The organism is Clostridium estertheticum (genome assembly GCF_011065935.2).
Lineage (GTDB): Bacteria > Bacillota > Clostridia > Clostridiales > Clostridiaceae > Clostridium_AD > Clostridium_AD estertheticum_A.
Map to the genome: position 1 here is coordinate 3,183,947 of NZ_JAAMNH020000001.1, position 24,924 is coordinate 3,208,870.

The 24,924-nt window shown below is 30.7% G+C and carries 26 protein-coding genes; 5 read left to right on the forward strand and 21 right to left on the reverse strand.

Annotated elements, in window-relative coordinates; all coding sequences use genetic code 11:
- Positions 1-39: 39 nt before the first annotated feature.
- From rbsB to G9F72_RS15175, 6 genes are all read right to left on the reverse strand, one after another.
- On the reverse strand, positions 40-948 hold the full coding sequence (gene rbsB / locus G9F72_RS15150; RefSeq protein ID WP_164955487.1) for a ribose ABC transporter substrate-binding protein RbsB: 909 nt from the start codon (positions 946-948) through the stop codon (positions 40-42).
- A 19-nt stretch (positions 949-967) separates the two neighbouring features.
- Complete coding sequence (locus G9F72_RS15155; protein WP_164955488.1) at positions 968-1,897, reverse strand: ABC transporter permease subunit; 930 nt, start codon at positions 1,895-1,897, stop codon at positions 968-970.
- Between the two features lie 39 nt (positions 1,898-1,936).
- A complete protein-coding gene (locus G9F72_RS15160) occupies positions 1,937-3,442 on the reverse strand; it encodes a sugar ABC transporter ATP-binding protein (RefSeq protein ID WP_164955489.1) in 1,506 nt (501 codons plus the stop codon).
- A 39-nt stretch (positions 3,443-3,481) separates the two neighbouring features.
- Entirely contained in the window at positions 3,482-3,877 is a 396-nt protein-coding gene (gene rbsD / locus G9F72_RS15165; RefSeq protein WP_164955490.1) for a D-ribose pyranase, read from the reverse strand.
- Positions 3,878-3,915: 38 nt separating this feature from the next.
- Complete coding sequence (gene rbsK / locus G9F72_RS15170; RefSeq protein ID WP_164955491.1) at positions 3,916-4,854, reverse strand: ribokinase; 939 nt, start codon at positions 4,852-4,854, stop codon at positions 3,916-3,918.
- A 223-nt stretch (positions 4,855-5,077) separates the two neighbouring features.
- Complete coding sequence (locus G9F72_RS15175; protein ID WP_164955492.1) at positions 5,078-6,016, reverse strand: 1,4-dihydroxy-2-naphthoate polyprenyltransferase; 939 nt, start codon at positions 6,014-6,016, stop codon at positions 5,078-5,080.
- 185 nt (positions 6,017-6,201) lie between these two features.
- On the opposite strand from G9F72_RS15175, the gene G9F72_RS15180 reads away from it, so the two are divergent.
- A complete protein-coding gene (locus G9F72_RS15180; protein ID WP_164955493.1) occupies positions 6,202-6,756 on the forward strand; it encodes a biotin transporter BioY in 555 nt (184 codons plus the stop codon).
- A 16-nt stretch (positions 6,757-6,772) separates the two neighbouring features.
- Here G9F72_RS15180 and G9F72_RS15185 read toward each other — a convergent pair whose 3' ends face one another.
- Together G9F72_RS15185 and G9F72_RS15190 are read right to left on the reverse strand one after the other, a co-directional pair.
- Positions 6,773-7,111 carry an arsenate reductase family protein gene (locus tag G9F72_RS15185; RefSeq protein ID WP_164955494.1) on the reverse strand — a complete coding sequence of 113 codons (339 nt, stop codon included), beginning with the start codon at positions 7,109-7,111 and terminating at the stop codon, positions 6,773-6,775.
- Positions 7,112-7,248: 137 nt separating this feature from the next.
- Positions 7,249-8,619: a TRAP transporter large permease subunit gene (locus G9F72_RS15190; protein WP_164955495.1), complete on the reverse strand. Its 1,371-nt coding sequence runs from the start codon at positions 8,617-8,619 to the stop codon at positions 7,249-7,251.
- Positions 8,620-8,877: 258 nt separating this feature from the next.
- Here G9F72_RS15190 and G9F72_RS15195 point away from each other — a divergent pair, with 258 nt between their 5' ends.
- Positions 8,878-9,150, forward strand: coding sequence for a hypothetical protein (locus G9F72_RS15195; protein ID WP_164955496.1), 273 nt, complete (start codon positions 8,878-8,880; stop codon positions 9,148-9,150).
- A 48-nt stretch (positions 9,151-9,198) separates the two neighbouring features.
- On the opposite strand, the gene G9F72_RS15200 is transcribed toward G9F72_RS15195, so the two are convergent.
- The 9 genes from G9F72_RS15200 to G9F72_RS15240 form a co-directional block, all read right to left on the reverse strand.
- The gene (locus tag G9F72_RS15200; RefSeq protein WP_164955497.1) at positions 9,199-9,888 is read right to left on the reverse strand and encodes a response regulator transcription factor; all 690 of its coding nucleotides are present in this window, start codon (positions 9,886-9,888) and stop codon (positions 9,199-9,201) included.
- A complete protein-coding gene (locus G9F72_RS15205; protein ID WP_164955498.1) occupies positions 9,885-11,381 on the reverse strand; it encodes a sensor histidine kinase in 1,497 nt (498 codons plus the stop codon). Before G9F72_RS15205 ends, G9F72_RS15200 begins: the two co-directional genes overlap by 4 nt.
- The gene (locus G9F72_RS15210) at positions 11,374-12,585 is read right to left on the reverse strand and encodes an ABC transporter permease (RefSeq protein WP_164955499.1); all 1,212 of its coding nucleotides are present in this window, start codon (positions 12,583-12,585) and stop codon (positions 11,374-11,376) included. The genes G9F72_RS15205 and G9F72_RS15210 overlap by 8 nt, the downstream gene beginning before the upstream one ends.
- 13 nt (positions 12,586-12,598) lie before the next feature.
- Complete coding sequence (locus tag G9F72_RS15215) at positions 12,599-13,291, reverse strand: ABC transporter ATP-binding protein (RefSeq protein ID WP_164955500.1); 693 nt, start codon at positions 13,289-13,291, stop codon at positions 12,599-12,601.
- A 49-nt stretch (positions 13,292-13,340) separates the two neighbouring features.
- Complete coding sequence (locus G9F72_RS15220; protein WP_164955501.1) at positions 13,341-14,495, reverse strand: efflux RND transporter periplasmic adaptor subunit; 1,155 nt, start codon at positions 14,493-14,495, stop codon at positions 13,341-13,343.
- Positions 14,496-14,768: 273 nt separating this feature from the next.
- Positions 14,769-15,653 carry a tRNA 2-thiocytidine biosynthesis TtcA family protein gene (locus G9F72_RS15225; RefSeq protein ID WP_164955502.1) on the reverse strand — a complete coding sequence of 295 codons (885 nt, stop codon included), beginning with the start codon at positions 15,651-15,653 and terminating at the stop codon, positions 14,769-14,771.
- Between the two features lie 94 nt (positions 15,654-15,747).
- The gene (locus G9F72_RS15230; protein ID WP_164955503.1) at positions 15,748-16,800 is read right to left on the reverse strand and encodes an FAD:protein FMN transferase; all 1,053 of its coding nucleotides are present in this window, start codon (positions 16,798-16,800) and stop codon (positions 15,748-15,750) included.
- A gap of 143 nt (positions 16,801-16,943) precedes the next feature.
- Positions 16,944-17,420, reverse strand: a complete 477-nt coding sequence (locus G9F72_RS15235; protein WP_164955504.1) for an FMN-binding protein — start codon at positions 17,418-17,420, stop codon at positions 16,944-16,946.
- Between the two features lie 267 nt (positions 17,421-17,687).
- Positions 17,688-18,515: a protease complex subunit PrcB family protein gene (locus G9F72_RS15240; protein WP_164955505.1), complete on the reverse strand. Its 828-nt coding sequence runs from the start codon at positions 18,513-18,515 to the stop codon at positions 17,688-17,690.
- 278 nt (positions 18,516-18,793) lie between these two features.
- Between G9F72_RS15240 and G9F72_RS15245 the strand changes: the two genes are divergently transcribed.
- The gene (locus tag G9F72_RS15245) at positions 18,794-18,958 is read left to right on the forward strand and encodes a hypothetical protein (protein ID WP_224676139.1); all 165 of its coding nucleotides are present in this window, start codon (positions 18,794-18,796) and stop codon (positions 18,956-18,958) included.
- A 221-nt stretch (positions 18,959-19,179) separates the two neighbouring features.
- On the opposite strand, the gene G9F72_RS15250 is transcribed toward G9F72_RS15245, so the two are convergent.
- Together G9F72_RS15250 and G9F72_RS15255 are read right to left on the reverse strand one after the other, a co-directional pair.
- Entirely contained in the window at positions 19,180-19,338 is a 159-nt protein-coding gene (locus G9F72_RS15250) for a hypothetical protein (RefSeq protein WP_164955506.1), read from the reverse strand.
- A 218-nt stretch (positions 19,339-19,556) separates the two neighbouring features.
- Complete coding sequence (locus G9F72_RS15255; RefSeq protein ID WP_164955507.1) at positions 19,557-20,180, reverse strand: hypothetical protein; 624 nt, start codon at positions 20,178-20,180, stop codon at positions 19,557-19,559.
- Positions 20,181-20,384: 204 nt separating this feature from the next.
- Here G9F72_RS15255 and G9F72_RS15260 point away from each other — a divergent pair, with 204 nt between their 5' ends.
- Both G9F72_RS15260 and G9F72_RS15265 read left to right on the forward strand, forming a co-directional pair.
- Positions 20,385-20,600: a YwbE family protein gene (locus tag G9F72_RS15260; protein WP_164955508.1), complete on the forward strand. Its 216-nt coding sequence runs from the start codon at positions 20,385-20,387 to the stop codon at positions 20,598-20,600.
- 721 nt (positions 20,601-21,321) lie between these two features.
- Entirely contained in the window at positions 21,322-21,504 is a 183-nt protein-coding gene (locus tag G9F72_RS15265; RefSeq protein ID WP_164955509.1) for a hypothetical protein, read from the forward strand.
- Between the two features lie 146 nt (positions 21,505-21,650).
- Here the strand turns inward: G9F72_RS15265 and G9F72_RS15270 are convergent, their stop codons facing one another.
- Together G9F72_RS15270 and pulA are read right to left on the reverse strand one after the other, a co-directional pair.
- The gene (locus G9F72_RS15270; protein ID WP_164955510.1) at positions 21,651-22,817 is read right to left on the reverse strand and encodes a metallophosphoesterase; all 1,167 of its coding nucleotides are present in this window, start codon (positions 22,815-22,817) and stop codon (positions 21,651-21,653) included.
- Positions 22,818-22,985: 168 nt separating this feature from the next.
- The gene (gene pulA, locus G9F72_RS15275; RefSeq protein ID WP_164955511.1) at positions 22,986-24,875 is read right to left on the reverse strand and encodes a type I pullulanase; all 1,890 of its coding nucleotides are present in this window, start codon (positions 24,873-24,875) and stop codon (positions 22,986-22,988) included.
- Positions 24,876-24,924 lie beyond the last annotated feature (49 nt).

A 24,924-nucleotide genomic window follows, 5' to 3' on the forward strand; every position in this document is an offset into this window, starting at 1 on the left:
TTTTTATATTCTATTATTGGGGGAATAATATTTTCATTACTATTTTTTGATTAGTTGAAGTTCTACTGGAACTTCTTTTTGAACTGTTTCACCTTTTGCTATCTTAACAGCATTTTCAACTGCAACTGATCCCATTAAATCAGGTTTTTGCGCTATAGTAGCTGCTAGGTCTCCACTTTTTACTGCTGCTTTTGCTTCATCATTTCCATCAAAGCCTACAATAATCACTTTTTTGTTTGCTGTTTTAGCTGCCTTTATAGCTCCTAGTGCCATTTCATCGTTATGTGCAAATATTGCATCGAAGGCAGGAGTGGCTTGAATAATATTTTCGGTAACAGTTAATCCCTTTTGCCTATCGAAATCTGCTGCTTGACTAGCAACAACCTTAACACCATCTTTTTTATCTACTATATTGTGAAAGCCCTTACCTCTATCTCTTGTAGCAGACGCTCCTGGAATACCCTGTAATTCTACTAGGTTTCCTTTCCCGTTTAATTTTTCAAGTATAAATTCTGCTGCCATCTCTCCACCTTTTATGTTATCAGATGCTACGTGACATACAACTTCTCCACCATTGGCTTTTCTATCTACAGTAATAACTTTTATTTTGTTATCATTTGCTACTGTTATTGAATTTACAACAGCATCACTATCCGTTGGGTTGATTATTAAAGCTACAATTCCTTGTTGAATTAAATCTTCCACATTAGACCTTTCCTTTGCAGCATCGTTTTGTGAGTCAAGAACTACAACCTCATATCCGAGTTCCTTAGCCTTCTTCTCCGCGCCCTCTTTCATTGATACAAAGAATGGGTTATTCAGAGTTGATATTACCATTCCAATCTTCTTTCCACCTTCAGCGCCCTTTTGTGACGTGCAGCCAGCCAAAGTTCCCATAATTAGTACTGTTGATAATGCCATCGATAGTAATTTTGCTCTTTTTTTCATTTAAATCATCCTCCATTTTTTATTTATCATTCCGTTTAACCATTACGGCGAGTAGAATAACTAATCCCTTAACTATTGCTTGATAAAAAGGTGACACATTTACGAGATTCAATCCATTATTTAGCACACCTATTATTAGAGCACCTATTATTGTACCTACTACACTTCCCTCTCCGCCAGATAAAGAAGTACCACCTACTACAACAGCCGCTATAGCATCTAGCTCAAAACCTACTCCAGCATTTGGTGAAGCTGATCCTATTCTACTTGTAACAATTATTCCACTTAAGGCTGCTGTTGCACCACAGATAACATAAACAAGTGTTTTAATTTTATCTGTATTAATACCGGATAATCTTGCTGAGTCTTCATTTCCGCCAAGTGCATAAAGATATCTACCATATCTAGTTTGACTTAAAACATAAAATGCTAAACCAAAGACTATAACCATAATTACAACCGGAATTGGTAGCCCTAAAATCATTTTATTACCTATGCTAGAAAAATTTTGTCCAAGTCCTGAAATAGGAGTACCATTAGTATATACATAAGTTACACCTCTAAAAATAGTCATAGTAGCTAGTGTAACAATGAAAGCTTGTATTCTACCTTTTGAAATAAGAACACCATTCATAAGACCTATTACACAGCCGATAGCTAAAGCTACAATTATTGCTAAATATATATTACCTGTAGATTTTATTATACTTGCTGCCGCTGCAGCGCTGACCGCAAGTATTGATCCTACAGATAAATCAATACCTCCCGTAAGGATTACAAAAGACATTCCTATAGCTATAACTGCATTTACCGAAACTTGAGTAAGTACATTTTTAATATTTCCTAAACTTAAAAATCTTGGTGTAATAAATGATATAACTATACATAATATCAAAAGACCTATTAGCGATTTATACTTTAAAACTACACTCTTTAAATTATTTTTCACAATAAAACTCCTTCCTGGCTGATGTTCTTTTTCAGTATTTTAATTTTTTATACCTACTGCATATTTCATTATTGCTTCTTGTGAAGCTTCGTCCCGACTAAGCTCACCAGATATTTCTCCTTCGTGCATGATTAAAATTCTATCGCATATTCCAAGTATTTCAGTCATATCAGAGGATATCATAATAATTGATTTACCTGTAGCCTTTAATTCATTTAAAACATCATAGATTTCTTTCTTAGCCCCTACGTCTATTCCTCTAGTTGGCTCATCTATAATTAATACTTTAGGTGCAAGCATGAGCCATTTCGCTAAAATAACCTTTTGCTGATTTCCTCCACTTAAATTTTTAATTAACTGTTCTGAACTAGGAGTCTTTATGGAAAGCTTCTTTATATATTCTTGGACTTCCTTACTTTCTTCTACTTTATTTATACATTTAGCTCCATTTTCATACTTTTTAAGGTTAGCTAAGGTCATATTGCTAGCTACTGACATACCTAGAATAAGCCCCTCTTGTTTCCTGTCTTCGGAAAGATAGCATATTCCTTTTTCAATAGAATCTTTTGGGGAACAAATATTAACTTCTTCACCATCAACAAATATTTTACCTGATGATTTTTTATATTCTCCAAATATTGTTTTTGCCATTTCTGTCCGACCTGAACCCATAAGTCCTGAGACACCTAAGATTTCTCCACTCTTTGCTTCGAAGCTAATATCACAAACCTTTTTACCAAAGCTTAAGTTTTCGACCTTAAGAATAGTATGTCCTTTAGTTGACTTTCTGTATGGAAACTGTTCTTCCAGTTTTCTGCCGACCATCATTGATATTAAATCTTCTTTAGTAATGTCGGTTGTTTTAACCTCACCAATATATTTACCATCTCTTAAAACTGTTATCCTATCACAAATTTGAAATATCTCATCCATTCTATGAGAGATGTAAACAATACCCATGTTGTCACTTTTGAGCTTAGCAATTACTTTAAAAAGATTATCTGTTTCAACATCAGTTAATGCAGTTGTAGGCTCATCCATTATTATTATTTTCGAGTTTTTAGAAAGTGCCTTAGCTATTTCTATTAGCTGTTTTTCACCTACATTCAAATCTTTAACTAAGGTCTTCACATCCATACTGAAACCAATATCTTTAAGTAGTGCTTCTGATTTTTCTTTTAGCTCTTTTTTATTTATTCTTCTTGTTAATCCATTAATTCCTTCATTACCTAAGAATATATTTTCCCATATGCTTAAATTAGGAAGAAGACTTAGTTCTTGATGAATAATTGCTATTCCATGCTTTTCAGCATCTTTTATCCCTCTTATATCTACTTCAGAACCTTGGATAAAAATGCTTCCTGTATCCTTATGATAGACTCCACTTAAAATCTTCATTAGGGTAGATTTACCTGCTCCATTCTCTCCAAGTAGAGCCAGAACTTCTCCGCTATAAGCTTCTAATCTAACATCTTCCAGTGCTTTTACTCCTGGAAAGGATTTTGAAACATTTTTCATCTGAAGTAGCGGCTTTATGATAGTCATTGAAACTCCTCCTCAAAACTTAATTATATTAACCTATAGTTAGAATACAACTCCTGATTTTAGTATTACATTTGCATAGGGTGTTTGTTCACCTGTTCTTACTACTGCTTTGCACTCTTTTAACTGATACTTCAGTTCCTCATGAGCTATAAATGTGATTTTTACATCGCCAACTGCCTTTTTAATTTCATTAAATACATGAGGACTAACATCAAATGTTTCCTTAGCCACTATTACTTCTTCTATTTGAAGTTCTGTTAATATAGAATTCAAAGTTTCAATAAAGCCCGGTATATTTTTAATTAATGCAATATCTATTCTTTTAGTGCTGTCTGGTATCGGTAGACCACAGTCACCTATAGCTAAGGTATCCTTGTGTCCCATTTTAGATACTACTTCACATATTTGTGAATTTAATAATGCAGTTTTTTTCATAATTATACCTCCTTGTATTCCTCTAGGAAAAATAACAATTATAAATAGCTATCTTCCCCGCAAATGTCTATTACCTCTTTTTTTGTTGGTATTGAAGGTTGCGCTCCTAATCTTTGAACTACTATTGAAGAAACTTTGTTAGCAAAAACTATAGCCTTTCTAAGATTTTCATAGCTCAATTCTTCAGCCCTGAGTTTACTTGATACTGCTCCAATAAAGCTATCTCCAGCAGCAGTTGTATCAATAGCTTTAACCAAAATAGCTGGAATTAATTCTGCCTTTTCTTTAGTTATTAATGCAGCACCCTTTGAACCTAGAGTTATTATTACGTACTTTACTCCCATGTTCATGAAACTCAACCCTGCCTTTTTAGCACCTTCTAAATCTTCTACTAAAATTCCTGTAAGTTCATAAGCTTCTGTTTCATTAGGAATTATTATATCTGTACATTTTAATAAATTTTTATCTAGTTTTTTTGCTGGAGCTGGATTTAGTATTGTTATAACTCCATGTGATTTTGCAAAATTGAATGCCTCAAATGTTATTTCACTAGGCGTTTCAAATTGTGCAATTATTACATCACAATCCTTTATAATTGAATAACTCTGCTTTATCTCATCTTTATTAATACTCATATTAGCACCAGCTACCACGACTATACAGTTATTACCTTGGCTATCCACATTAATTATAGCTGTGCCTGTACTTTGTTTATTATCTTTAAAAACAAAGTCTGTATTTATACCATCCCTCGCAAGTGCGTTTACTAAGAAATCACCATTGTTATCTAGCCCAACCTTACCTACCATGTGCACAGCTGAACCCATTCGTTTAGAAGCAACTGCTTGATTTGCTCCTTTCCCTCCAGGAATATTGCTTATACTTTTAGCAAAAATGGTTTCACCAATTTTAGCCATGTTTTCTACTTTTAATACTATATCCATATTTAAACTTCCAAGTACGCAAATTTTATTCATACAATAGATCACCTCTTCTTAGCTTAACCGATTAAGTAAACCGGTTAAGCTTATTGTATACGTTTAAATATCCTTTGTCAATAAATAATCTGAAGATTCCATAGTATATATTAAATTATACTTAAATTTAAATAACCGCCTTAAATAAGTTTATCCAAGATGGATAATTTTATTTAAGACGGTTACATAATTCAAATTTTTTAATGTAGCACCTTGCAATCATCTACCATTTAAATATAAGAGCTATTGAAATTGCTAGTATGTGAGTTATGTTAACTAAAGCAAAATTTTTAACGGAATATATGAAGGTTTCACTTTTAATAGGCTTTTGGTGGAACAATTTTATGTTTTTATTCAATGGTATTATAGTCAAGATTACCAGTAAAGACACTACTGGTGAAATTTTTAATATAACTAAAATTATAATATCTAAGTATCCTATATAATATAGAACTTTAAATAGGTTAAATGCATTTTTCACACCTAGATAGTAAGGCAATGTAAATCTATTATTTACTTTATCATCTTCAACATCACAAATGTTATTAGCAAGCATTATGTTTGCTATGCCACCCATTGTTGGTATGGAGATTAAGAAGATATAAAATACCTCTACTAGGTTTATGCTAATGTTTAACATATTATCATAATACATGAATGAGATTATATTTTTATCAAATATTTGAATGTAAACAGATAAAAATAGAATTACAAATCCCATAAATACACCAGAAAATATTTCTCCTAGTGGTGTACGTGAAATTGGAATAGGACCATATGTATAGAATATACCTGCTAAGAATGATATAACTCCGATTAAGAGTACCATTACATTAGTATTTAAAGTTAGTAAAATCCCGAAAAAAATAGCCAGTAAAATCAATATAAAAATTATAGCTAAGGCTGTGGAATCTTTAAAGCCATACCCAGGAATCTCACTTTTATTCTCATGACTTTTTAAAGCTTTTTTGTGATCAATATAATTGTTAATTGCTGTTGTAGCCATGTCAAAGGCTAATAAAGATACACTCATAATAATAAAATTCTTTAAATTAAAGCTTTTATATCGGTACATTGAATAGAGTGTTCCCACTATAAATGGTATCATGCTAGCCAATTTTGTTTTAATCTCAATGAATTGAAAGAAATTAGTTAAAGTCAATTTTAAACCCTCCTAATAATAAAATCTTGATTTCTTGTATAGTTTGTTTGACATTCAAAATAGTTCATGATAATATCATTGTAAACCTTATATTAAAATATGGTTTACATTTTGTTATATAACATATTTATCTATTAAAGCAATAGTAATACGTTATTTTATTACTTTTTAGGGAGGAATTTATTTTGAAATTATCTACACGTGATTTAATAATTACTGCATTATTTACATCACTAACAGCAGTGGGAGGTTTTATTTCTATACCTCTAGGTCCAGTTCCTGTAACACTACAAACTCTTTTTGTTGTTTTATCTGGACTTATCTTAGGTGCCAAGTTAGGTGCACTATCTCAAATCACATATCTGATTTTAGGTTTAATTGGAGTACCCGTTTTCTCAGGTGGAACTGGAGGATTAACTTCTGTAGTTAGCCCTACTTTTGGATTTCTAATTTCTTTTATTGTTGCAGCTTATGTAATTGGGAGGCTTACAGAAAAAAATAAGTCTCTTTCTAAAATAATATTTTCCGTTATTTCAGGAAGTTTTGTAATCTATATTATAGGGATACCTTACTTTTATTTTATTTTTACAAACTATTTAGGAAAAAGCATAAATTTTTATACAGCCCTTAAATACACTTGCATACCATTTATACCCGGTGATATTATAAAAGCAATTATAGCCATAATCTTAGCAAAACAATTAATTCCTAGGTTATCAAAATATCTGAATTCAAAGTAATACAACAATTTAATACTTATTCCCAGGTTGTCCATATCTCTGGTACATAACCCACGGTGGCTTGTTTCCCATTACGCACTATAGGAGTCTTAAAAAGTTGTGGGTTTTTCAATAAAATCTCTTCTTTAGTCTCCTCTCCTCTAATTTGATCTAAATTTAATTTTTTATAATCCTTTGCTTTTGTGTTTATTAAATTATTTAATCCTACAGAATTTTTCACACTTTGTAGTTCACCCTTACTTAGCCCTTTAATATTTAAATCTATGAATTGATATTTTATAGCTCTTTCCTTAAAATATCGCTCTGTTTTTTGCGTGTCAAAACATTTTTTAGTCCCAAAACATTGAATGTTCATTTGTTAAATATCTCCTTAAACTGTATTAGTAAATCTTATAGGCTTCCATTTATAAAAGCCTTCGCCTCTATTAATTATAAGGCATCATCAAAAAAATAACCAGTTAATAAACTAGTCTCTTTTTTTAGGTGCCTAAACTATAATATTATCATTGCAAGTATCACTGTAGCAACTATTCCACAGCTAACAGGTATAATATTCTTCCGAGCTACATCAAATGGTTCAACCTTGCATATTCCTGCTGCAGCAACTACACTCCAAGGGATTACGGTACCTCCACCTATCCATACGGTGATGATTTGGCCAAAGGCTGCAATACTTTCTTTATCTATATTAATAGCGTTAGAAAAGGTGTGAGCTAATGTTCCCACTATTGGAAGTCCTGCGAAGCCTGAACCACTAAGTCCAAGAAGAGTACTTACTGCTGTTTGTATTCCAATGACAGAATATTTTGATAGGGGAATGCTACCAGCCACATACATTCCTATATCACTTAAAATACCACTGGCTCCAGCTCCTAATATATCAATAGCTGTGCCTTCACTTCCTAAAAAAAAGAAAGCGCCGATAATTATAATTGGTGCAAATATATTTATACCAAAAGTAAACCCACTTTTAATGTATTTAGTAACCTCGCCTAATGATGTTTTAAAACCAGTATGAATTATGGATGAAATTATCATTATTATTGCTGCTGTACCACCTATTAAGGCTGTAGATTCTGAACCTTTTAATCCCAATTTTCTTATCAATATAATATTAATTATAAATGTTAGTGGAGTTGCTATTGCCATTATTTTCACTGCTCTTGACTGTTTTTGTGTTAATTGTTTAGATTCAGTTATTTTTGCCTCAAGCCTAATTTCTACATTTTTGTCTTTTCTCATAAGTATAAAGGCCGTAGTAATAGTAACTATACTCATTACACCCCAAAAGGGAATGCTTTGTTTAATAATTCCTAATGGGCTATCCAAAATTGCGGTCTTAGCAGTTATTGACGGTGCTGCTTGAAGGACGAAGTCACTTGATAAGGCTACCCCATTGCCGAATATACATAAAACCACTGCAGCCCATACAGGGGATAATCCAGATTTTATTGCTGCAGGCACCATTAATGCACCAATAAAAATCATTGCAGGTGTTGGCCAAATAAACCATGATATAAAAGTCATTGTAATACCTAGCACAAAAAAAGACATGGTTTTGTTTATCATTAATTTTTTCATAGGTTTTATAATTAGTTCATCTACACCCATATCAGTTAATGCGCTAGACATTGCATTAACTAATGCAATAACAACAACTACTTCAATAAATTCTTTTCCAGATACCACCAATGCCTTATATATAATCTGCACAGCCTTTAGGATATCGCCTGTAAAGATATAACCTATTATTCCAATTCCTAAAATACATGGAAGTATAACATCTTTTTTAAGTGCAATTATTACAATAATTATTAGAATGATTAAGATATAGACATAATGAATTGTACCTAAATTAACCATGTGGCTTATTCCTCCTAAGTTTTAGTTTAGTACATATAACTAATTATAAACTCTAGCTACTGAATAGTTATTGCTTTGATGATGTACTAAATTGAGTATATGCAATATTCAAAGAAAATAATCAAGTTCAAATATATTGCATGACTTTAACTATGATTTATGATAAACTTATGTCTAACAAAAAATATCTGACAATATTACGGTATTTTCTAAATTCATAAATCTTATCTATTCATAAAGATAAGCAAGGAGGCAAAGATGTTAAAAATTTGGGGGAAATTAATTAATGATAATAGAATTGTTAAGGATGAAGTGTCAACGTGTGAAATAGAAGAAACTTATCAAGAAAATTTAAAAGCATGCATAACAGAATTATGTTATAAATTTGATATAGCAACACCTTATTGGCTAAAATCAAATATTAATGAATATAATAAAAGACATAAAACTAGTTTTGATGAAAATAATTTTATAGAGGAAATTTACTTTGATAAATTTATGATCGAAGAATTGAAAGAAAATGAAAAATAGTGCCCCACAGGCACTATTTTGATTTTTTTTATATTAAAAAAATTATATCTATACTTCAAATCTATAACCAACGCCCCATATAGTTTCAATATATTGGGGATTAGATGGATCTATTTCAATTTTTTCTCTGATTTTTCTTATATGAACAGTTACCGTTGGAATATCACCTTGTGAATTAAGTCCCCAAATTCGCTCAAAGAGATCCTCTTTAGTAAATACTTTGTTTGGATTAGCAGCAAGATATATTAGTAAATCAAATTCCTTGGTGGTGAGAATTACTTCCTTTTCATTTATAAATACTCTTCTAGAGCTCTTATCCATAGAAAGTCCTCTTATTTCTATTTTGTCACTTTTGGGTTGATTGCCCTCTGTTAATCTTTCAAATCTCGAAATATGTGCCTTAACTCTAGCTACTAATTCACTCGGACTAAAGGGTTTTGTCATAAAATCATCTGCACCTAGGCCTAGCCCCCTTATTTTATCAATATCTTCTTTTTTTGCGGATACCATGATTATTGGTGTATTTTTGCCCTGCCGTATTTGTCTACATATCTCGAAGCCATCAATCTTAGGAAGCATAAGGTCAAGAACTATTAAATCATACTGATCTTGCTTTGCCGCTAGAAGACCTTTATCCCCACTATTTTCAATAACTACTCCAAACCCATTTATTTCAAGATAATCCCTTTCAAGTTCTGCAATACTGATATCATCTTCAATAATTAAAACTTTCTTCATAACATATCACCACTTTTATATTTTTTTAGAGTAAACACCATACTTGTACCCTCACCTTCTACACTATGAGCTCTAATATAACCACCATGCTGTTCAATAATTTTTTTAGCTATGGAAAGACCTAAACCACTTCCACCTGTTGAAATATTTCTAGCTGGGTCAACCCTATAAAACCTATCAAAAATATATGGAAGTGCATCTATAGGGATTCCTTGTCCATTATCTTTAATTTCTACTATAATGCTACTCTCATCCTGATTAATTATAATATTTATTTCACCATAAACCTTATCCATATATTTTACAGCATTTTCAATTACATTTATAAATACTCTTTTAAGCTGCTGAACATCTGCAATAACGTATATGGGTTCTACACTTATTGGATGATGATTTATTGTGATGTTTTTCTCCAGTAAATGAAAATATAGTTCTTCTATACAGTCTTCTATATATTGGTATACATTTACCTTTGTAAAATTAAATGCAAATTTATTCAAATCCAATTTCGAATATAAAAATAATTCATCAATAAGTTTATCTACATCTGAAGCCTTGGTATATATGGTGTTTATATATTTACTAGTCTTCTCTGGAGTATCTGCAACACCATCTCTTATTCCCTCAATGTACCCTTTTATTGCAGTAATAGGCGTTTTTAAATCATGAGAGATGTTAGTCATAAGTTCCTTCCTGTTTTCTTCATACTGAAGTTGAACATTTATAGATTTTTTTAGTCTTGCCCTCATTTCCTCAAAAGCAATACATACTTCTCCAATCTCATCCTTTGAATCAGTTGTAATCTGAAAATCTAAATTTCCTTCCTTGATTTCATTAGCTGCAGATTTTAATTTATATAGTGGTTTTATAATACTTCTGGCTACAATTAAAGTCAGTGTACCATTAGTTAAAATAAGTATCATTATTATGAATATACTTACTGTAATGTGAAACTTATTAAAGGCTTTTTTTAAAGGCTCTACGTTAGTAGCTAAAAATACACTGCCCTTTCCTTTGTCTTTAAAGTAAAAATCCTGCTGACTTAAAATCAATCCTATTTTTGTATTTCTATAGGGAACAGTTATACTTTTTACATACTCACCGAATTTTGGTAAATATTCTTTTGTGTTGAAATCTGAAACTGTGGAGCTAGAATACACTATTTGGTCATTTTTTCTTACTATTATTCCAGAATTTAGAGCTATCAATTTCTCTTCTAATTTTTTTATATATATTTCATTTTGAAAGTTCTCTGGAACTTCAATAGAAGTTAGCTTAATGGCTGCAAACAACTTATCTCTTTCATCTATAATTTCACCAAAAGGATAGATTTTTGACTTTACATCATAAGCTGTTTGAGCATCACTAAAGTAATATAATCCTGCTAATAAAGCTACCAGTACCGTTAAAATGATTGGTACAATTAGCATTGTTATATAAGATAACACTAATCTTGATTTTATTGAAGTTCTTATGCTCCTATTTTTACTCATATCTGAGGGCATCGATTGGATCTAATTGAGCTGCTTTCTTAGCTGGATATATACCAAAGAATACACCAACTGCGGAAGAAAATAAAATAGATCCAACTATGGCTGTCCAAGATACCACTGGCGTTATTCCAGCAAAACTTCCTATTATCTCTGCCCCAACAATACCCAGGATCATGCCAATTATACCTCCTATTAGGGATAAAATAACTGATTCAATTAAAAACTGCATTAGTATTATTCTAGTCGTTGCTCCTACAGCTTTTCTTATTCCTATTTCTCGCGTTCGCTCTGTAACTGACACAAGCATTATGTTCATTACACCAATACCACCAACGAGTAGTGATATAGCAGCAACTGCACTTATAAATGCTGTAAATATTCCAAGAACACTGTTAATTTGCTCAAGCATTGCCAATGCATTGTCTGCTGAATATATTTCTTTTCCTCTGTTATTGTGTCTTGATTCTAACATTTTTATTGTGCCATTTCCTACGGATTCACCGTTCTCTTGTGAATTTGCTACCACTGTTATGGAACTTATTTTAAATTCCTTGGACTGTAGCGTACTTAAGAAAGTTACAGGTGCAGTTATTATAATTGGTTTACCAGAATTACCACCTTTTCCAAAAGGTGAAGATATTCCTTTCTCAACACCTACAATAGTCATCTTTTTCATTAATGTATTTTGACCTATTTTAATACTTTGACCTACCACATCAGAATAACCAAATAAGGTAATCGCATCCGTTTCGTCAATTATTCCTACTGCAGCTCCTTGTTCATATTCTTTTTCATTAAAATACCTTCCATAAATAATTTCTGTGTTATTTATATATGCAAGATCTGGAGACCCGCCTCTCATAAAAGCATTTTTACTCTTCTTTTCAGAAAAAACAGTGCCTTGAAGTTGAAAGGCAGGGCTTGCATATTTAATGCTCTCAATCTTTTCTTTTATTTGTTTAACATCTTCTAATGTTATATAATCTGTTGATTGTGCATTTTCTCCACTCACTTTAACTGTAACCGAAGAGGCTCCCAATTTATCAAATTCGCCTGTTATAGCCTTTTGTCCACCTTGACCAAGAGATACAATTGTTATAACTGAACTTATACCAATTATTATTCCAAGCATAGTGAGGAAAGATCGCATTTTATTAGCCTTTATACTTTCTAAGGCTGTTTTTATACTTTCAAATATATTCATCCTTTCACTCCCTTTATATAACGATTCTATGCTTAACAATAGAATCTGATACAATTTCACCGTCTCTAAACCTTATTATTCTATTTGTATGGTTTGCAATATCAGTTTCATGCGTTACCATGAGGATTGTAGCTCCTTCATTATTCAAATCCTTAAATATCTTCATTATATCTTCTGATGATTTAGAATCAAGGTTTCCTGTAGGTTCATCCGCCATGATCACCGCCGGAGAATTAACTATAGCCCTTGCGATAGCAGCTCTTTGCTTTTGTCCCCCTGATATTTCATTTGGCAAATGACGTACTCTATCTGATAGCCCTACTTTTTCAAGTGCATAAAGAGCTTTTTCTTTTCGCTGCTTAGCAGGTATTCCTGCGTACATCATAGGAAGTTGAACATTGTCAAGTAAGCTAATTCTTGGAATAAGGTTAAATGACTGGAATACAAATCCTATTTCTTTATTTCTAATATAGGCAAGCTCATCACCGCTCAGAATTGAAATATCACGTCCATTTAAAATGTACTTGCCACTATTCATTTTATCAAGACACCCAAGTATATTCATTAAAGTAGATTTTCCAGAGCCAGAAGCCCCCATTATTGCAGTAAACTCTCCCTTTTCAATTTTAAGATTAATATTTTTAAGGGCTGTAAATTCAAGATCTCCCGTTTTGTATATTTTTATCAAGTCTTTTACCTCTAACATTTATATTCCTCCTTGTATTCCATGGGGTACAAAACAATTATCTTTTACTTTAATCCGTTGCCTCTTTTATAATTGTGCCTTCTTTAATTGAAGTTGAAGGGTTCAAGATAACCTTTTCCTCTTTTTTAATCCCTTTAGTTATTTGAACTTCAGTATCTGACTGGGATCCAATAGTTACCTGTCTTTCGCGTACAACATTTTCTTCAACAACGTATACTAAATTTTTACCACCTTTTTCTACCTTTAATGCTTCTGAAGGTATTTTAATAGCACTTGCAACTTTACCTACTAATATGTCTACATCTACATCGAAATCTATCTTTAAATCTGGAGCTTTATCTAAAATAGATATTTCTACTGCTAAGGTTGTTTCACTTCCGGTTACTCCTACTGATTTATTTGCTGCGGGGTCTATAAATGAAATACTGCCTTTATAGGTTTTATCTCCATTTTTAACGAGTACTTCTTGACCAATTTTAACTTTACTTGCATCATATTTTCCAAGGGAGGCGGTTGCTTTTAAGTTTTCTATATCTTGAACTACTACCACTGCCTCCATACCATTACCTACTGCACCTTCTATAGCCTTCATTGTTGTTACAACTCCTACACTCGTAGCTACTATTGTGCTTTTATTTTCTGCAAGCTTTTGTTTAGCTGAATTTAATGATATTTCTGCAAGCCTTACAGAATTATCTGTTTGTTTTAACTTCTCCGAGGAGATAGGTGTTAAGGCACTCTTTTGTTGTTTTAAACTTTCTAATTTTGCTTTTTCCGTTGGATTCAAACTCTTTTCTAATTCAGCAATTTGCTTGGCTAAATCTGCAATTTTGCTTTTGATATCATCATTTTGATTGTACAAATCTTCTTTTGCAAGGATTGCATTATCATATTGAATTTGCGCTTGACTAACTGTAGACGTTAAATCTATAGTTTCATAAGTTACTAGGACATCACCTATTTTCACCTTGTCTCCTACTGCTACATTGACCTTTTTAATTTTAGATTGAAGACCAAAATATTCTTTACTACTTTTTGAATTCACCGTTGCTGTAGTAGATATATAAGATTTAAGTTCTCCTACCTGTACTATTGAGGTTTTTACTGTTGCAATCTTACTAGCATTCTTTTTTTGATTTATAAAAAATGTACCACTTAAAACACCTATTACAATTAAGCCATAAATTACTGTTTTCTTTTTCATTATTATTCCTCCTTATTTGCTTCTGCTTATAGATAACAATTTTCAAGTGCTATCTATCTTATATTTATATAGTTAAGATAATACTCGCTAATTTTATCATTCTAAACAACACGTAATATTTATATTATACAATACTGTTATAAACTCTTTCTAAAGCATTTCTTAAATTTTTCTAAAATATACATAAAAAACTAAAATATAATTAATCTTAAAAAAAAAATGACAATTGCATAAAAATAGCAGTAGAACCTAATAATGTTCCACTGCTGCTTATTAATCTTCATCCTCATCTTCATTTTTATCATAAAAATCTAAATATGAATAATTTTCTCCGCTCTTTTGCCAACCTAAAATAGAATCCATATTTACATTATGTGCCGCTCTAAAAATAGATTTATCAACATCATTAAAATTCTTCTTTAATTCTTTAACTAAATCTTTAATTTCATGGCGCTTGTTTCCTATCTTTTTAGCTGCAACCATACAGGCACAATTAAGTGGCCAAATACCATTGGTTTTAGTAAAATCTTCAATATATTGTTCTTCAATGTAATATAGAGGACGTATTAATTCCATTCCCTTAAAATTTTGTGCTTTTAATTTTGGAAGCATAGTCTTAAAATTCCCTGAATAAAGAATATTTAACATAGTGGTTTCAACTACATCATTAAAATGGTGGCCAAGGGCAAGTTTATTACATCCCAGTTCTTTTGCCTTTGCATATAATGCTCCCCGACGCATTTTAGCGCACATGTAACAAGGATAATCCTTTGCTATCTTATCAATTATATGGAAAACACTTGATTCAAATATTTTAACCGGGATATTTAAATGGTTACAATTATCAATTAATAATTCCTTTATATTTTCATGATAACCAGGATCCATTGCAATAAATTCTAATTCAAAATTAACGCTGCCGTAATGTTGTAACTCTTGAAATAATTTAGCCATTATTAGACTATCCTTACCACCAGAGATAGCCACCGCGATTTTATCCCCCTCTTTAACTAACTTATAATCCACTATAGCTTTAGTGAATTTAGTCCAGATAGGTCTTCTATAGGTTGTAATAAGACTACGTTCTATTTCAGCTACTGGCTTTCTTTCATTAAATGGAACTCGTATTTCACAACCTTCTCCTGCAATACCGCTCATAAAATCACCCCTCTTTTACATTAGAATATTATAACATATTTAAGAAGAGTTTGTCTTTGAAAAGTGTAATGGAAATTACATGATTTTTTATTCCCTAATTTTTTAATGTGAATGCTGCATCTGTGATTTTAAAATTATTCTTTAAACCAGGGGTAATGTATACTTGCTTGTCTTTAGTTATAAAGATAGCTTCTACTCCCGGCATTGTATTTATAAATTTCATTCCATCTTCAAGTCCCAATGAAAATACGCTAGTAGAAAGAGCATCTCCATCAATTGATTTTGTACTTACTATGGACACTCCTGCTATAGAATTATCACAAGGGTACCCTGTGCTAGTGCTTAATATATGGTGATATTTCTTACCATCTTTCTCAAAATACCTTTCATAAATGCCGGAAGTTACAATGGATTTATTTTCTACTTCGATCATTCCAATAATATCACCTCTTTGCGTAAAAGGATCTTGAATTCCTATTTTCCAAGGAGTTCCAGTAACATTTTTACCCATAGCAAATACATTACCACCAAGATTTATAATAGCATGTTCTACGTCATTTTCTTTTAGAACTTGTGATACTTCATCCGCAGTGTATCCTTTAGCTATAGCACCTAAATCTATAATCATACCTTTATTTTTAAGAAATGCTGTTTTGTTTTTTTCATCTAATATTAAATTTTTGTAACCTATTAGTGCTTTTTTTACTTGAATTTCTTCTTTTGAAGGCACTCTTGCTGCATCAGTACCTATTCCCCATAATTTCACAAGAGGTCCAACAGTTATATCCATTTTCCCATCTGTTAATGCTGCGAATTTTAAACCCTCTTTAAGAACTTCCATGGTTCCATCGGAAATTTTAATTGGTTTTTCTCCAGCTGCATTATTTATATCTATAACCTCACTTTTTTCTTTATTTATGCTCATTGTATTTTCGACTTCGCCAATTCGTTTGAAAGCCTTATCTAGTACTTTAGTAGAAGATTTATCATAAATTTTAATGGTACAAACAGTTCCCATTAAAAACTCAGTACCGGAAATTGGTTCCACTGGTTCTACAACTTTTTTAGAGCAAGCAGTTAGCATTATGGCTAGGATAGTAAACGTTGCAATAACCTTAATTTTTTTATTTTTTAATGAAAAAATCATAATTATACACCTCTTATTTTCATTTAATCATTTTTTTTGGAATGACTATTATAGTTTTAAATGTTTTAATTATAATAAATCTTTTCTACAACAAGAAGGACTTTAGACCTAAGTCTAAAGTCCTTCTTAATTTAATTATTATATTATTTTTTCATTGCCTTAGCTTGCTCATATAAGGTTTTAAAAGTTGTTGAAATACCAGTTGCACCAGTAACTGTTACTGCCTTATCTTCTTTTAAAGCAGTTTCAGTTAATTTAGCATAAGCTTCAGCAGGAGAAACGCCAGTGGTTTTTTTCATTTGTTCGTATGCTGGATCCTCACTCTTTTTCTTACCATCTTTATTAACTTCCATATATTCTACTTTAGATATCTTACCATCTGTATAAGTTACTGATACCTCACCTTTCCAACCACGATCATCAAACTTTGGAGCCGTAGCTGTAAATGTTTCAGGTTTAGTTTCTACTACTGCAGGTGTTGTAGTTTCTACTTTTGCAGGTGCTGTAGTTTCTACTGGTTTTTCAGTTGCTACAGGTGTTGCTTTTTTACCACAACCACTTAAAAGTGAAAGTGTCATTACACCAGCAGCTATTATTGAAAGAATTCTTTTATTTTTCATTACAAATACCCCCTATTTTAGATATTAATTTGTTAAATATTCAACTTATTATACAATTTCTTTTAAAAATAGTCAATTATAACTATTATTTTCTTTTCACTGATACTAAATCCTCATATCCCCCTCAGTTTAAAATTATTATTAATATAACTATTTCCACTAGTTAAAATTTTATCACATATAGTATTACCTGTGCTAAAAAAGAAGTAATTTGTTCATTAATAATATATTTTGTTAATTTAGTTCATGGATATATTCCATAGGTAATTATTCTACTATTACTGCATCTCTTATTTTAAACCTCATTCTATAGCCTTCAATAATAGATTTATTTTTCCCTTCCCCTATAATATTCTTTGATATAAATAGATAATAAATTTCTGAAGAATCATAATTTGTAATTGGTATAACTTTAGCATACGTCTTATCAGAACTTACGTTCAAAGCAACTTGCACTTTATTGCCTAAACTATCCAAAATATATACTGTATCACTATTAATGATTAGATTTTTAATACTTATATTAAATTTAATTGTCCACTCTTTGTCTTCTGCTACATTAGTATAATTTTTTATATCTTTCCAATTCTTGTTTTTAATATTTAAAGCCAGCGGGTTTATGGTAAGATTATTAAAATTTTCTTGTTGAAGATTTTTCACCGTTATATTTGGTGTAATGCCTTTTGCTCTTACAATTGTATAAGGATGAGTTATAACTTGTGCAACCATCATTTCTTTTGGTGGAATTAATTCCTTAACAAATACATTAGTTTTTCCTTCATTATCTTCAACACCTATAACTTCAATAGAATATCCCACCGTAGGTTTAGTACCGCTCATTGCTGCAATATAAATATATCCAGTTGAGTCATCTACCGTAAAAACAAAGCCTTTTTTGTCTTTATTTTCATTAACCATTTCCATGAGAATCCGAGGAGTATCTTTCTCACTTACTACTTCAAAGTTGATTTTATTAAGAACAATGCTTTGTTTAGGAGCATTATTTACTACATTTGCATTTAGAGCAGAGACAGGAAGTGATGCCAAACTAAGTGACATAGTCAATATTAGCCCAAGTATAATTCTACGGTTCATAAATTTTACCTCCAACATTATAAATATTCTTTCAACAATTAGACGACAGTATATTGCGTAATGTTTCATAATTTTAAACTATTTTAATAACAATGCCACAGTTTCATAAAAATTATAATAGTTACATCAATATCTATTGTATATAAATATTGGACTATCTATTTAACAAGGTATATCCTATATTTATGGTTGCTAATAATAATAATTTATATGTTGTTTAAAGAATGAATTAGGGGAAGAAAAAAGCAAAGTGATAGATAAATATTGCCTTATATGCAATGAAAAGTTATAGACTTTGTTATGCAAAGGTAAAATATTTCGAAAAAAACTGGGGAGATTATTGTGCCTGCGTGTATCATTGGAAAAAGGGTTTTATAGAAACGGAGATATATAACATGGAATTTATTAAGCATAGAAGTACTGGTATTGTTATTGATTTGTAAAATTTATGTAATATTAATAAAATAGAAGAATTTGTTAAATTATGCAACTATTTAGAAGCTAGAGATGCTTTTGAAAAAGAGAGTACTATTATTGGACTAGATTAAAATAGTAATAAGTGCCAGAGCTTCTAGCACTTATTACTTTAAGAAATTATGCCTCAAAATAAGAGAGTCATCTATTTAAATTACTATTAATTCTTGTAGTAGAATTTGAGATACTTCTATTTATCAAATAGGCCTCCAGTTTTCTTATTGCTCATTGCTGCTTTTTTGGGTTTTCCAATCACTTTATCAGGTCTTGAAACTCCACCTTGCTCTGAACTTTTCTTTTTCTTTTCCTCAATAATTTTTTTCATAATTTCAATATTCTTACTTGACATAAATTTGTCCTCCTTTTGCAGCAAATCAAAGAATGTTAGATACTATAGAATTTATGTTTAAGTTTATAATTTCTATATCTTTTTTTATTACACAAACTCAACTTGTTGTTTTCCCTACTAATCATTTTATCGTAATACGCCCAATATTTCAATCTAATATTTAAATGTAATAATATTTTTTTATAAAAGTGAATAAAATACCTTTTCAAAAACTTTTATCATATCCTCTGCACAATATTGCTTAACTTGATTAATACATTTTTATATCCAAGTTTTATAATTTCATTTTCATATAAATTTTCATAGGTTACTTTATCCATATCAAATTCTAATGCTTTTGAGAAATTGGTCCCAAAAAGTTTCTTAATAAACATCTCACAATCTTCTTTTATTAAAGTATATTGCCTTTCATTATAATGATACGCATTTGTATCATTATTCAATTTTTCTATAATTCCATATAACTGATATATATAACTCATTTCTTTTAAATTAAAAATTTTAGTTAAAGCTACAATAGCTTCAGCATAATTATAGTTCATAGGTACAGGGTAAATACTAATTTTATTACTATCACTAAATTCTTTTAACATTCTTAAACTTTGAAATAGTGAGGTACATATATCTAATTGAATAATTGTGGCATATTCATTGAGTTTACACGCTTTATTTTGATCTTGATACTCTCTTTTGGCTTTTTCAATTTTACTTTGCGTTTCAATTGCCTTACAAGTATAATTTTTATTTATTAACCAACTGAAAATCCCACCTAAAATAGCGCCAATTATAATGGAAACAGATGATATAAGATGATCAGGTATGAATGACAAGGATTGTTGCATTACAATTTCTCCTTTCTAGAAAAGTATTTTCTACAGTATATTTTCCATATAAATATATTTTATTCTTTTACTCTGTGTTATTTTTTTTTGACAAGACAATGATAATTAGAGTATTGTCTATATATAAAGCATATACAAACCAAATTTTTATGGATATTTATGGCTATGCTTTAAAGTAATTTTATTGAAGGAGATTAAAAGCACATGATTACACAAAATGATAATAGAGGACAAATAAGAAATAATATACCTATAGGCATTACTGTAGATGTTGTTTTAAAAAAAGACCAACGAACCAATATACTAACTAGAGGTGTAGTAAAGAGATTGTTAACTAATTCAGCAGTTCACCATAGAGGTATTAAGGTGATGCTAGAAGATGGCCAGGTAGGTAGAGTGCAAGCTATTATATCAAAATAAAAATTGAAAGTTTAAAGTTAAAATCCAATTTACCATTATTGTAAATATTCAATGGTAAATTGGATATTTAATTTTAATTAAAATTAAACTTGCATTTTGTATTTAAATGATATATAATAATAGAGTTACCTAGTAGAAACAAGATATTTTTAAGATTATAAACTACATTCCAATACGTAGCAAAAATCGGATCATTAAAACGCTTAAACAAGAGAAGACATGAATTTTAAAATTTCAATTCTTTAATTCTTACCCTCTTCATTCGAAAATTTCTTAATGAATCCCTAATTAAAAATTTTGTTAAATAACGTACTGATAACGCTTATAACATAACTTAATATGTTGTAGCATAATTTAAGATTAAATTAAAGGAACTAAACAAGTAATAATTGTTTTATGGCCTTTAGACTAATAAGGAGGTATTTATATGAAAAAAGACGAATTATTTGAAATTACAGAAGAAGTAATTGATGAATGTTTAGAATGTTTAGACTAAAATTAAAAAAGCAAATCTATCACTGTCCAATTCTAGTGTAGGTTTCTTTTTTTTGTACAAAAACAATTGTAAAAATTTAGAAAATATATTAATTTAGACATTAAATCACAATTTTTAATGATTAAAAAATAATTTTAAATAAATAGTACTACAAATAGAGGAGAATTCTCTTTAGTATAGAATATCTCTATGTATAGAATACTTACATGAAAGGGAGGGCATAAAATGTTAACGATTTCTTTTATTAGTGGTGACAAAGAATTACTTGATTTAAAACAATCTGAAGCTGATTTGTTCAAAAGTTGGTTTTACAATTTTGAAAACTCCAGGCCTCATGAGATTAATACAATGGGCAAGAAATACATGTTTAACAAAAAGGCGATAGCTTATATTGAAATAGAGCCTTAGGCCTTGCTGTTACATCAAAGCAATGGATAATTATAATATGAATTTGAATAAAGTATAAAAACCTGCAAATCTTGTGATTGCAGGTTTTTTATATCTTCATGTTATGTACACTCTACTCTAAACTGTACGGAGTTAAACATTACGGGTTATTGTTTAAACTCCAGTTCTACTTGGACAATTTCTGAAGATGTTCCTATTCTTATAGGCGGTCCCCAAGTTCCCGCACCACTTGAAACCACAACATTATATGTGCCTTTAGTTAGTAATCCAAAATCATTCTCAAATAGTCTTTTAGTAACAATATTAGCAGGCAGTAATTGACCGTTGTGTGTATGACCTGAAAATTGAAGGTCAACCCCAGCTTTTTCTCCTTCACTAAACTTTACAGGTTGATGATCAATTACAATAATGGGTAAAAGCTTATCTGTGCCACTTAACAATTCATCCATTGTTTTTCGTTTAGATTTAGAGTATCTCTCAGAGGATAAATCCTCTCTACCAACAAGGTAAAAACTGTTATTGATTTTTACTGTCTTATCTCTTAATAGATTAAAGTTTGCGGAATTTTCATATTCATAGGCAATTTTATCTACTCCTCCTCCATAATACTCATGATTACCGAAAACAGCGTAAACTCCATATTTAGAATGTATTTTTTTGAATTCCACACCCATTTCTTGGTCTATAAAAGGTTGTATATAATCATCAATAATATCTCCAGCCAGTATTACTATATCTGGGTTTAATTCATTTATTTTAATTACCATCTTTGAAAGTCTTTGTTTATCAACAATATCACCAAGGTGTAAGTCTGAAAGCATTACAATATTTAGCTTTTTTAAGTTTCCTGCATCCTTGCTGATTTTTATTGAATATTTTGTTGTTTTCAAATTTAAAGCATTATATGTTCCGTATACTAGCAAAATTGCAACAATGATAAGTGCTCCTATGTTAAATATAAAATATATATTTTGTAAGGTTTTAGTACCTATGAATTCAAATCTTTTAATGCCTAGAATTAATTTTACAATATCTATTACTCCTAGCAATATTATAAAATATAAAAATGCTGCAATCCAGTATCCGCCTAAAATGTTAAGAAGTTTTTCTAAAAAGTGTGGTACTTTATCTTTACTAAGTCTTGCTATTATAAAAGATAATGCAATAAAAATAAACATGGCCCAATATAAATAAACACTAATTTTGGGAATGACTGTCTTTATAAATACCCAACCTTTTCTGCCAAGATAAAAATTGGCGGCAATGAAGATTAAAAAAGAAAAAAATATTTGAAAATAAATCATTTTTTTCATATATCCTCCAAACTTAGATACTTTCACTATATCCGCTATTTTAACGACATTTCAGAAGGAAAGTCTCCACTTCTATAAGTGGAGGCACAAACAAAAGAAACTCCACTGTTAGTCTAGTTCTCCTTCTGAAGTAGTTAATATTGTTGCGCGCAGGTGATGATTTAACCATTATCTACATAATATATAGGTAGAAATGGAAGGTATACTTACCTCATTAATACAAGTTTTTATTCCTTTATTTATACCTGTTTTATCCACTTCATGTTCATTAGCTAAAATTTTCCACTCATTAGAATCCGGTAAAATTACTTTTATCATTTGACTATTAGAATTATGAATTATAATTAATTTACTATAATCATCTTTGAAGGCGGAAGTTAATTCGTAAGCCACGCAATTAGAAGGTGCTTCAAGGAATATCAGAGATTTTCTTACTTGACCTGCGCTGTCTAAGGTCATAACCTTTTGGCTTTTTCTTAAAGAGATTAAACCCTTAATATATTCATAAGTTTCCATATATTCAGCTTTTCTACTCCACCCAATTTCATTCACAGCGTCACCAGAATTATAGCTATTATGGTTTCCTTGTTTAGTCCTTAGTATTTCGGTTCCACCTTGAATAAAAGGCACTCCTTGGCTGGTAAGGATAATAGATAATGCCAATCTACTCATTTTTTCTCTTTCTAAAGGAGTGTTAGTAGGATTACTTTTTTCAAATTTATCATATAAACATAAATTGTCATGTGAACTTACATAGTTTATTGCTTCTCCAGGCTCCTGCGCAAAATTACATATTTCATTGTTATATTTAATGCCACCAACAATCCCCTTCTTAATTTCGGGTTCTAGTCCGCCTCTACCATTTACAAAACCTGCCCAACTGCCATCGTTATCTCCCTTTATTGCATTTCTCATTTCATCATTAAATAAGGATACTTGCATTCCATTTTGACAGCCTTTTCTCATTTGTTTTGAAGGTTCTAGCGCTGATTGTCCGCCTGTCCATGGTTCACCATAGATAATAATATTTGGATTAATAATTTTTGCTTGCCTAGTTACTTCTTTCATTGTATCAATATCATGTAGAGCCATTAAATCAAATCTAAATCCATCTATCTTATATTCACGAGCCCAAAACACAATGCTATCTACTATGAATTTTCTTACCATTGTTTTTTCTGAAGCTATTTCATTTCCACAACCCGAACCATTAGTATAGTTGCCGTTCCCATCCATTCTATAATAATATCCTGGTACCAAGATGTCCATTGGTGAATTTTCTATAGTAACAGAGTGATTATAAACAACATCCATAATTACATTGATTCCATTTTCATGAAGTGTTTGGATCAGAGTCTTAAACTCTCTAATTCTTACAGTGCCATCCTTTGAATCTGTTGCATAAGAACCCTCAGGAACATTGTATAAATAAGGATCATATCCCCAATTATATCCACCCACAGTTTCATCCACACTTTCAAAATCATAAACAGGCAATAAATGAACATGAGTTATCCCTAAATCTTTAAGGTGGTCCAGCCCCGTAACAACACCATGAGAGGTTTTAGTGTTTTTTTCAGTAAAACCTAAATATTTCCCTTTATGTTTGATCCCAGAGTCCACCGATACTGAAAAATCTCTAATATGAATTTCATATATTACCGCCTCTGTTCTATTAATTGGTAAAGGTCTTTTATGCGTTTTCCAATTATTGGGATCTATTGAATTGAAATCAACAATCATACCCTTCTCTCCATTAGCACTGGAGCCTTTAGTATATATATCTGGTGTTTCTCTTTCGATCCCATCTTTTGTTACTAAATAATTATAATATTTATTTTTAAAATCACCCCGAAGTTTAAGCTCCCAAATGCCATTTTGGCCTTTTGCCATGACATGTCTTTTTCCTAATTCATCATTGAAAGCTTCATAAACCACTACTGTGATTTTTTCCACAGTAGGTGCCCAAACTTTAAATGTTGTATTATGTGTAGTATAAACTGCGCCTAAATCATTTCCATCATAAGTGAATTCATTATTTCCTAATACTTCATCCATTATCAATCTCTCTCCTTAAAAATAGTAAAAATATAACAATAGCTATTTT

Excerpts from the sequence above, each read along its gene's own strand:
- G9F72_RS15250 (WP_164955506.1), bottom strand. The coding sequence starts at position 19,338 with ATGTCAAGTAAGAATATTGAAATTATGAAAAAAATTATTGAGGAAAAG.
- G9F72_RS15190 (WP_164955495.1), bottom strand. The coding sequence starts at position 8,619 with ATGGTTAATTTAGGTACAATTCATTATGTCTATATCTTAATCATTCTA.
- G9F72_RS15255 (WP_164955507.1), bottom strand. The coding sequence starts at position 20,180 with ATGCAACAATCCTTGTCATTCATACCTGATCATCTTATATCATCTGTT.
- rbsB (WP_164955487.1), bottom strand. The coding sequence starts at position 948 with ATGAAAAAAAGAGCAAAATTACTATCGATGGCATTATCAACAGTACTA.
- G9F72_RS15210 (WP_164955499.1), bottom strand. The coding sequence starts at position 12,585 with ATGAATATATTTGAAAGTATAAAAACAGCCTTAGAAAGTATAAAGGCT.
- G9F72_RS15225 (WP_164955502.1), bottom strand. The coding sequence starts at position 15,653 with ATGAGCGGTATTGCAGGAGAAGGTTGTGAAATACGAGTTCCATTTAAT.
- G9F72_RS15260 (WP_164955508.1), top strand. The coding sequence starts at position 20,385 with ATGATTACACAAAATGATAATAGAGGACAAATAAGAAATAATATACCT.
- G9F72_RS15160 (WP_164955489.1), bottom strand. The coding sequence starts at position 3,442 with ATGACTATCATAAAGCCGCTACTTCAGATGAAAAATGTTTCAAAATCC.
- G9F72_RS15270 (WP_164955510.1), bottom strand. The coding sequence starts at position 22,817 with ATGAAAAAAATGATTTATTTTCAAATATTTTTTTCTTTTTTAATCTTC.
- G9F72_RS15205 (WP_164955498.1), bottom strand. The coding sequence starts at position 11,381 with ATGAGTAAAAATAGGAGCATAAGAACTTCAATAAAATCAAGATTAGTG.
- G9F72_RS15185 (WP_164955494.1), bottom strand. The coding sequence starts at position 7,111 with ATGAACATTCAATGTTTTGGGACTAAAAAATGTTTTGACACGCAAAAA.
- G9F72_RS15235 (WP_164955504.1), bottom strand. The coding sequence starts at position 17,420 with ATGAAAAATAAAAGAATTCTTTCAATAATAGCTGCTGGTGTAATGACA.
- G9F72_RS15240 (WP_164955505.1), bottom strand. The coding sequence starts at position 18,515 with ATGAACCGTAGAATTATACTTGGGCTAATATTGACTATGTCACTTAGT.
- G9F72_RS15245 (WP_224676139.1), top strand. The coding sequence starts at position 18,794 with ATGAAAAGTTATAGACTTTGTTATGCAAAGGTAAAATATTTCGAAAAA.
- pulA (WP_164955511.1), bottom strand. The coding sequence starts at position 24,875 with ATGGATGAAGTATTAGGAAATAATGAATTCACTTATGATGGAAATGAT.
- G9F72_RS15220 (WP_164955501.1), bottom strand. The coding sequence starts at position 14,495 with ATGAAAAAGAAAACAGTAATTTATGGCTTAATTGTAATAGGTGTTTTA.
- G9F72_RS15230 (WP_164955503.1), bottom strand. The coding sequence starts at position 16,800 with ATGATTTTTTCATTAAAAAATAAAAAAATTAAGGTTATTGCAACGTTT.
- rbsD (WP_164955490.1), bottom strand. The coding sequence starts at position 3,877 with ATGAAAAAAACTGCATTATTAAATTCACAAATATGTGAAGTAGTATCT.
- rbsK (WP_164955491.1), bottom strand. The coding sequence starts at position 4,854 with ATGAATAAAATTTGCGTACTTGGAAGTTTAAATATGGATATAGTATTA.
- G9F72_RS15195 (WP_164955496.1), top strand. The coding sequence starts at position 8,878 with ATGTTAAAAATTTGGGGGAAATTAATTAATGATAATAGAATTGTTAAG.
- G9F72_RS15200 (WP_164955497.1), bottom strand. The coding sequence starts at position 9,888 with ATGAAGAAAGTTTTAATTATTGAAGATGATATCAGTATTGCAGAACTT.
- G9F72_RS15265 (WP_164955509.1), top strand. The coding sequence starts at position 21,322 with ATGTTAACGATTTCTTTTATTAGTGGTGACAAAGAATTACTTGATTTA.
- G9F72_RS15215 (WP_164955500.1), bottom strand. The coding sequence starts at position 13,291 with ATGTTAGAGGTAAAAGACTTGATAAAAATATACAAAACGGGAGATCTT.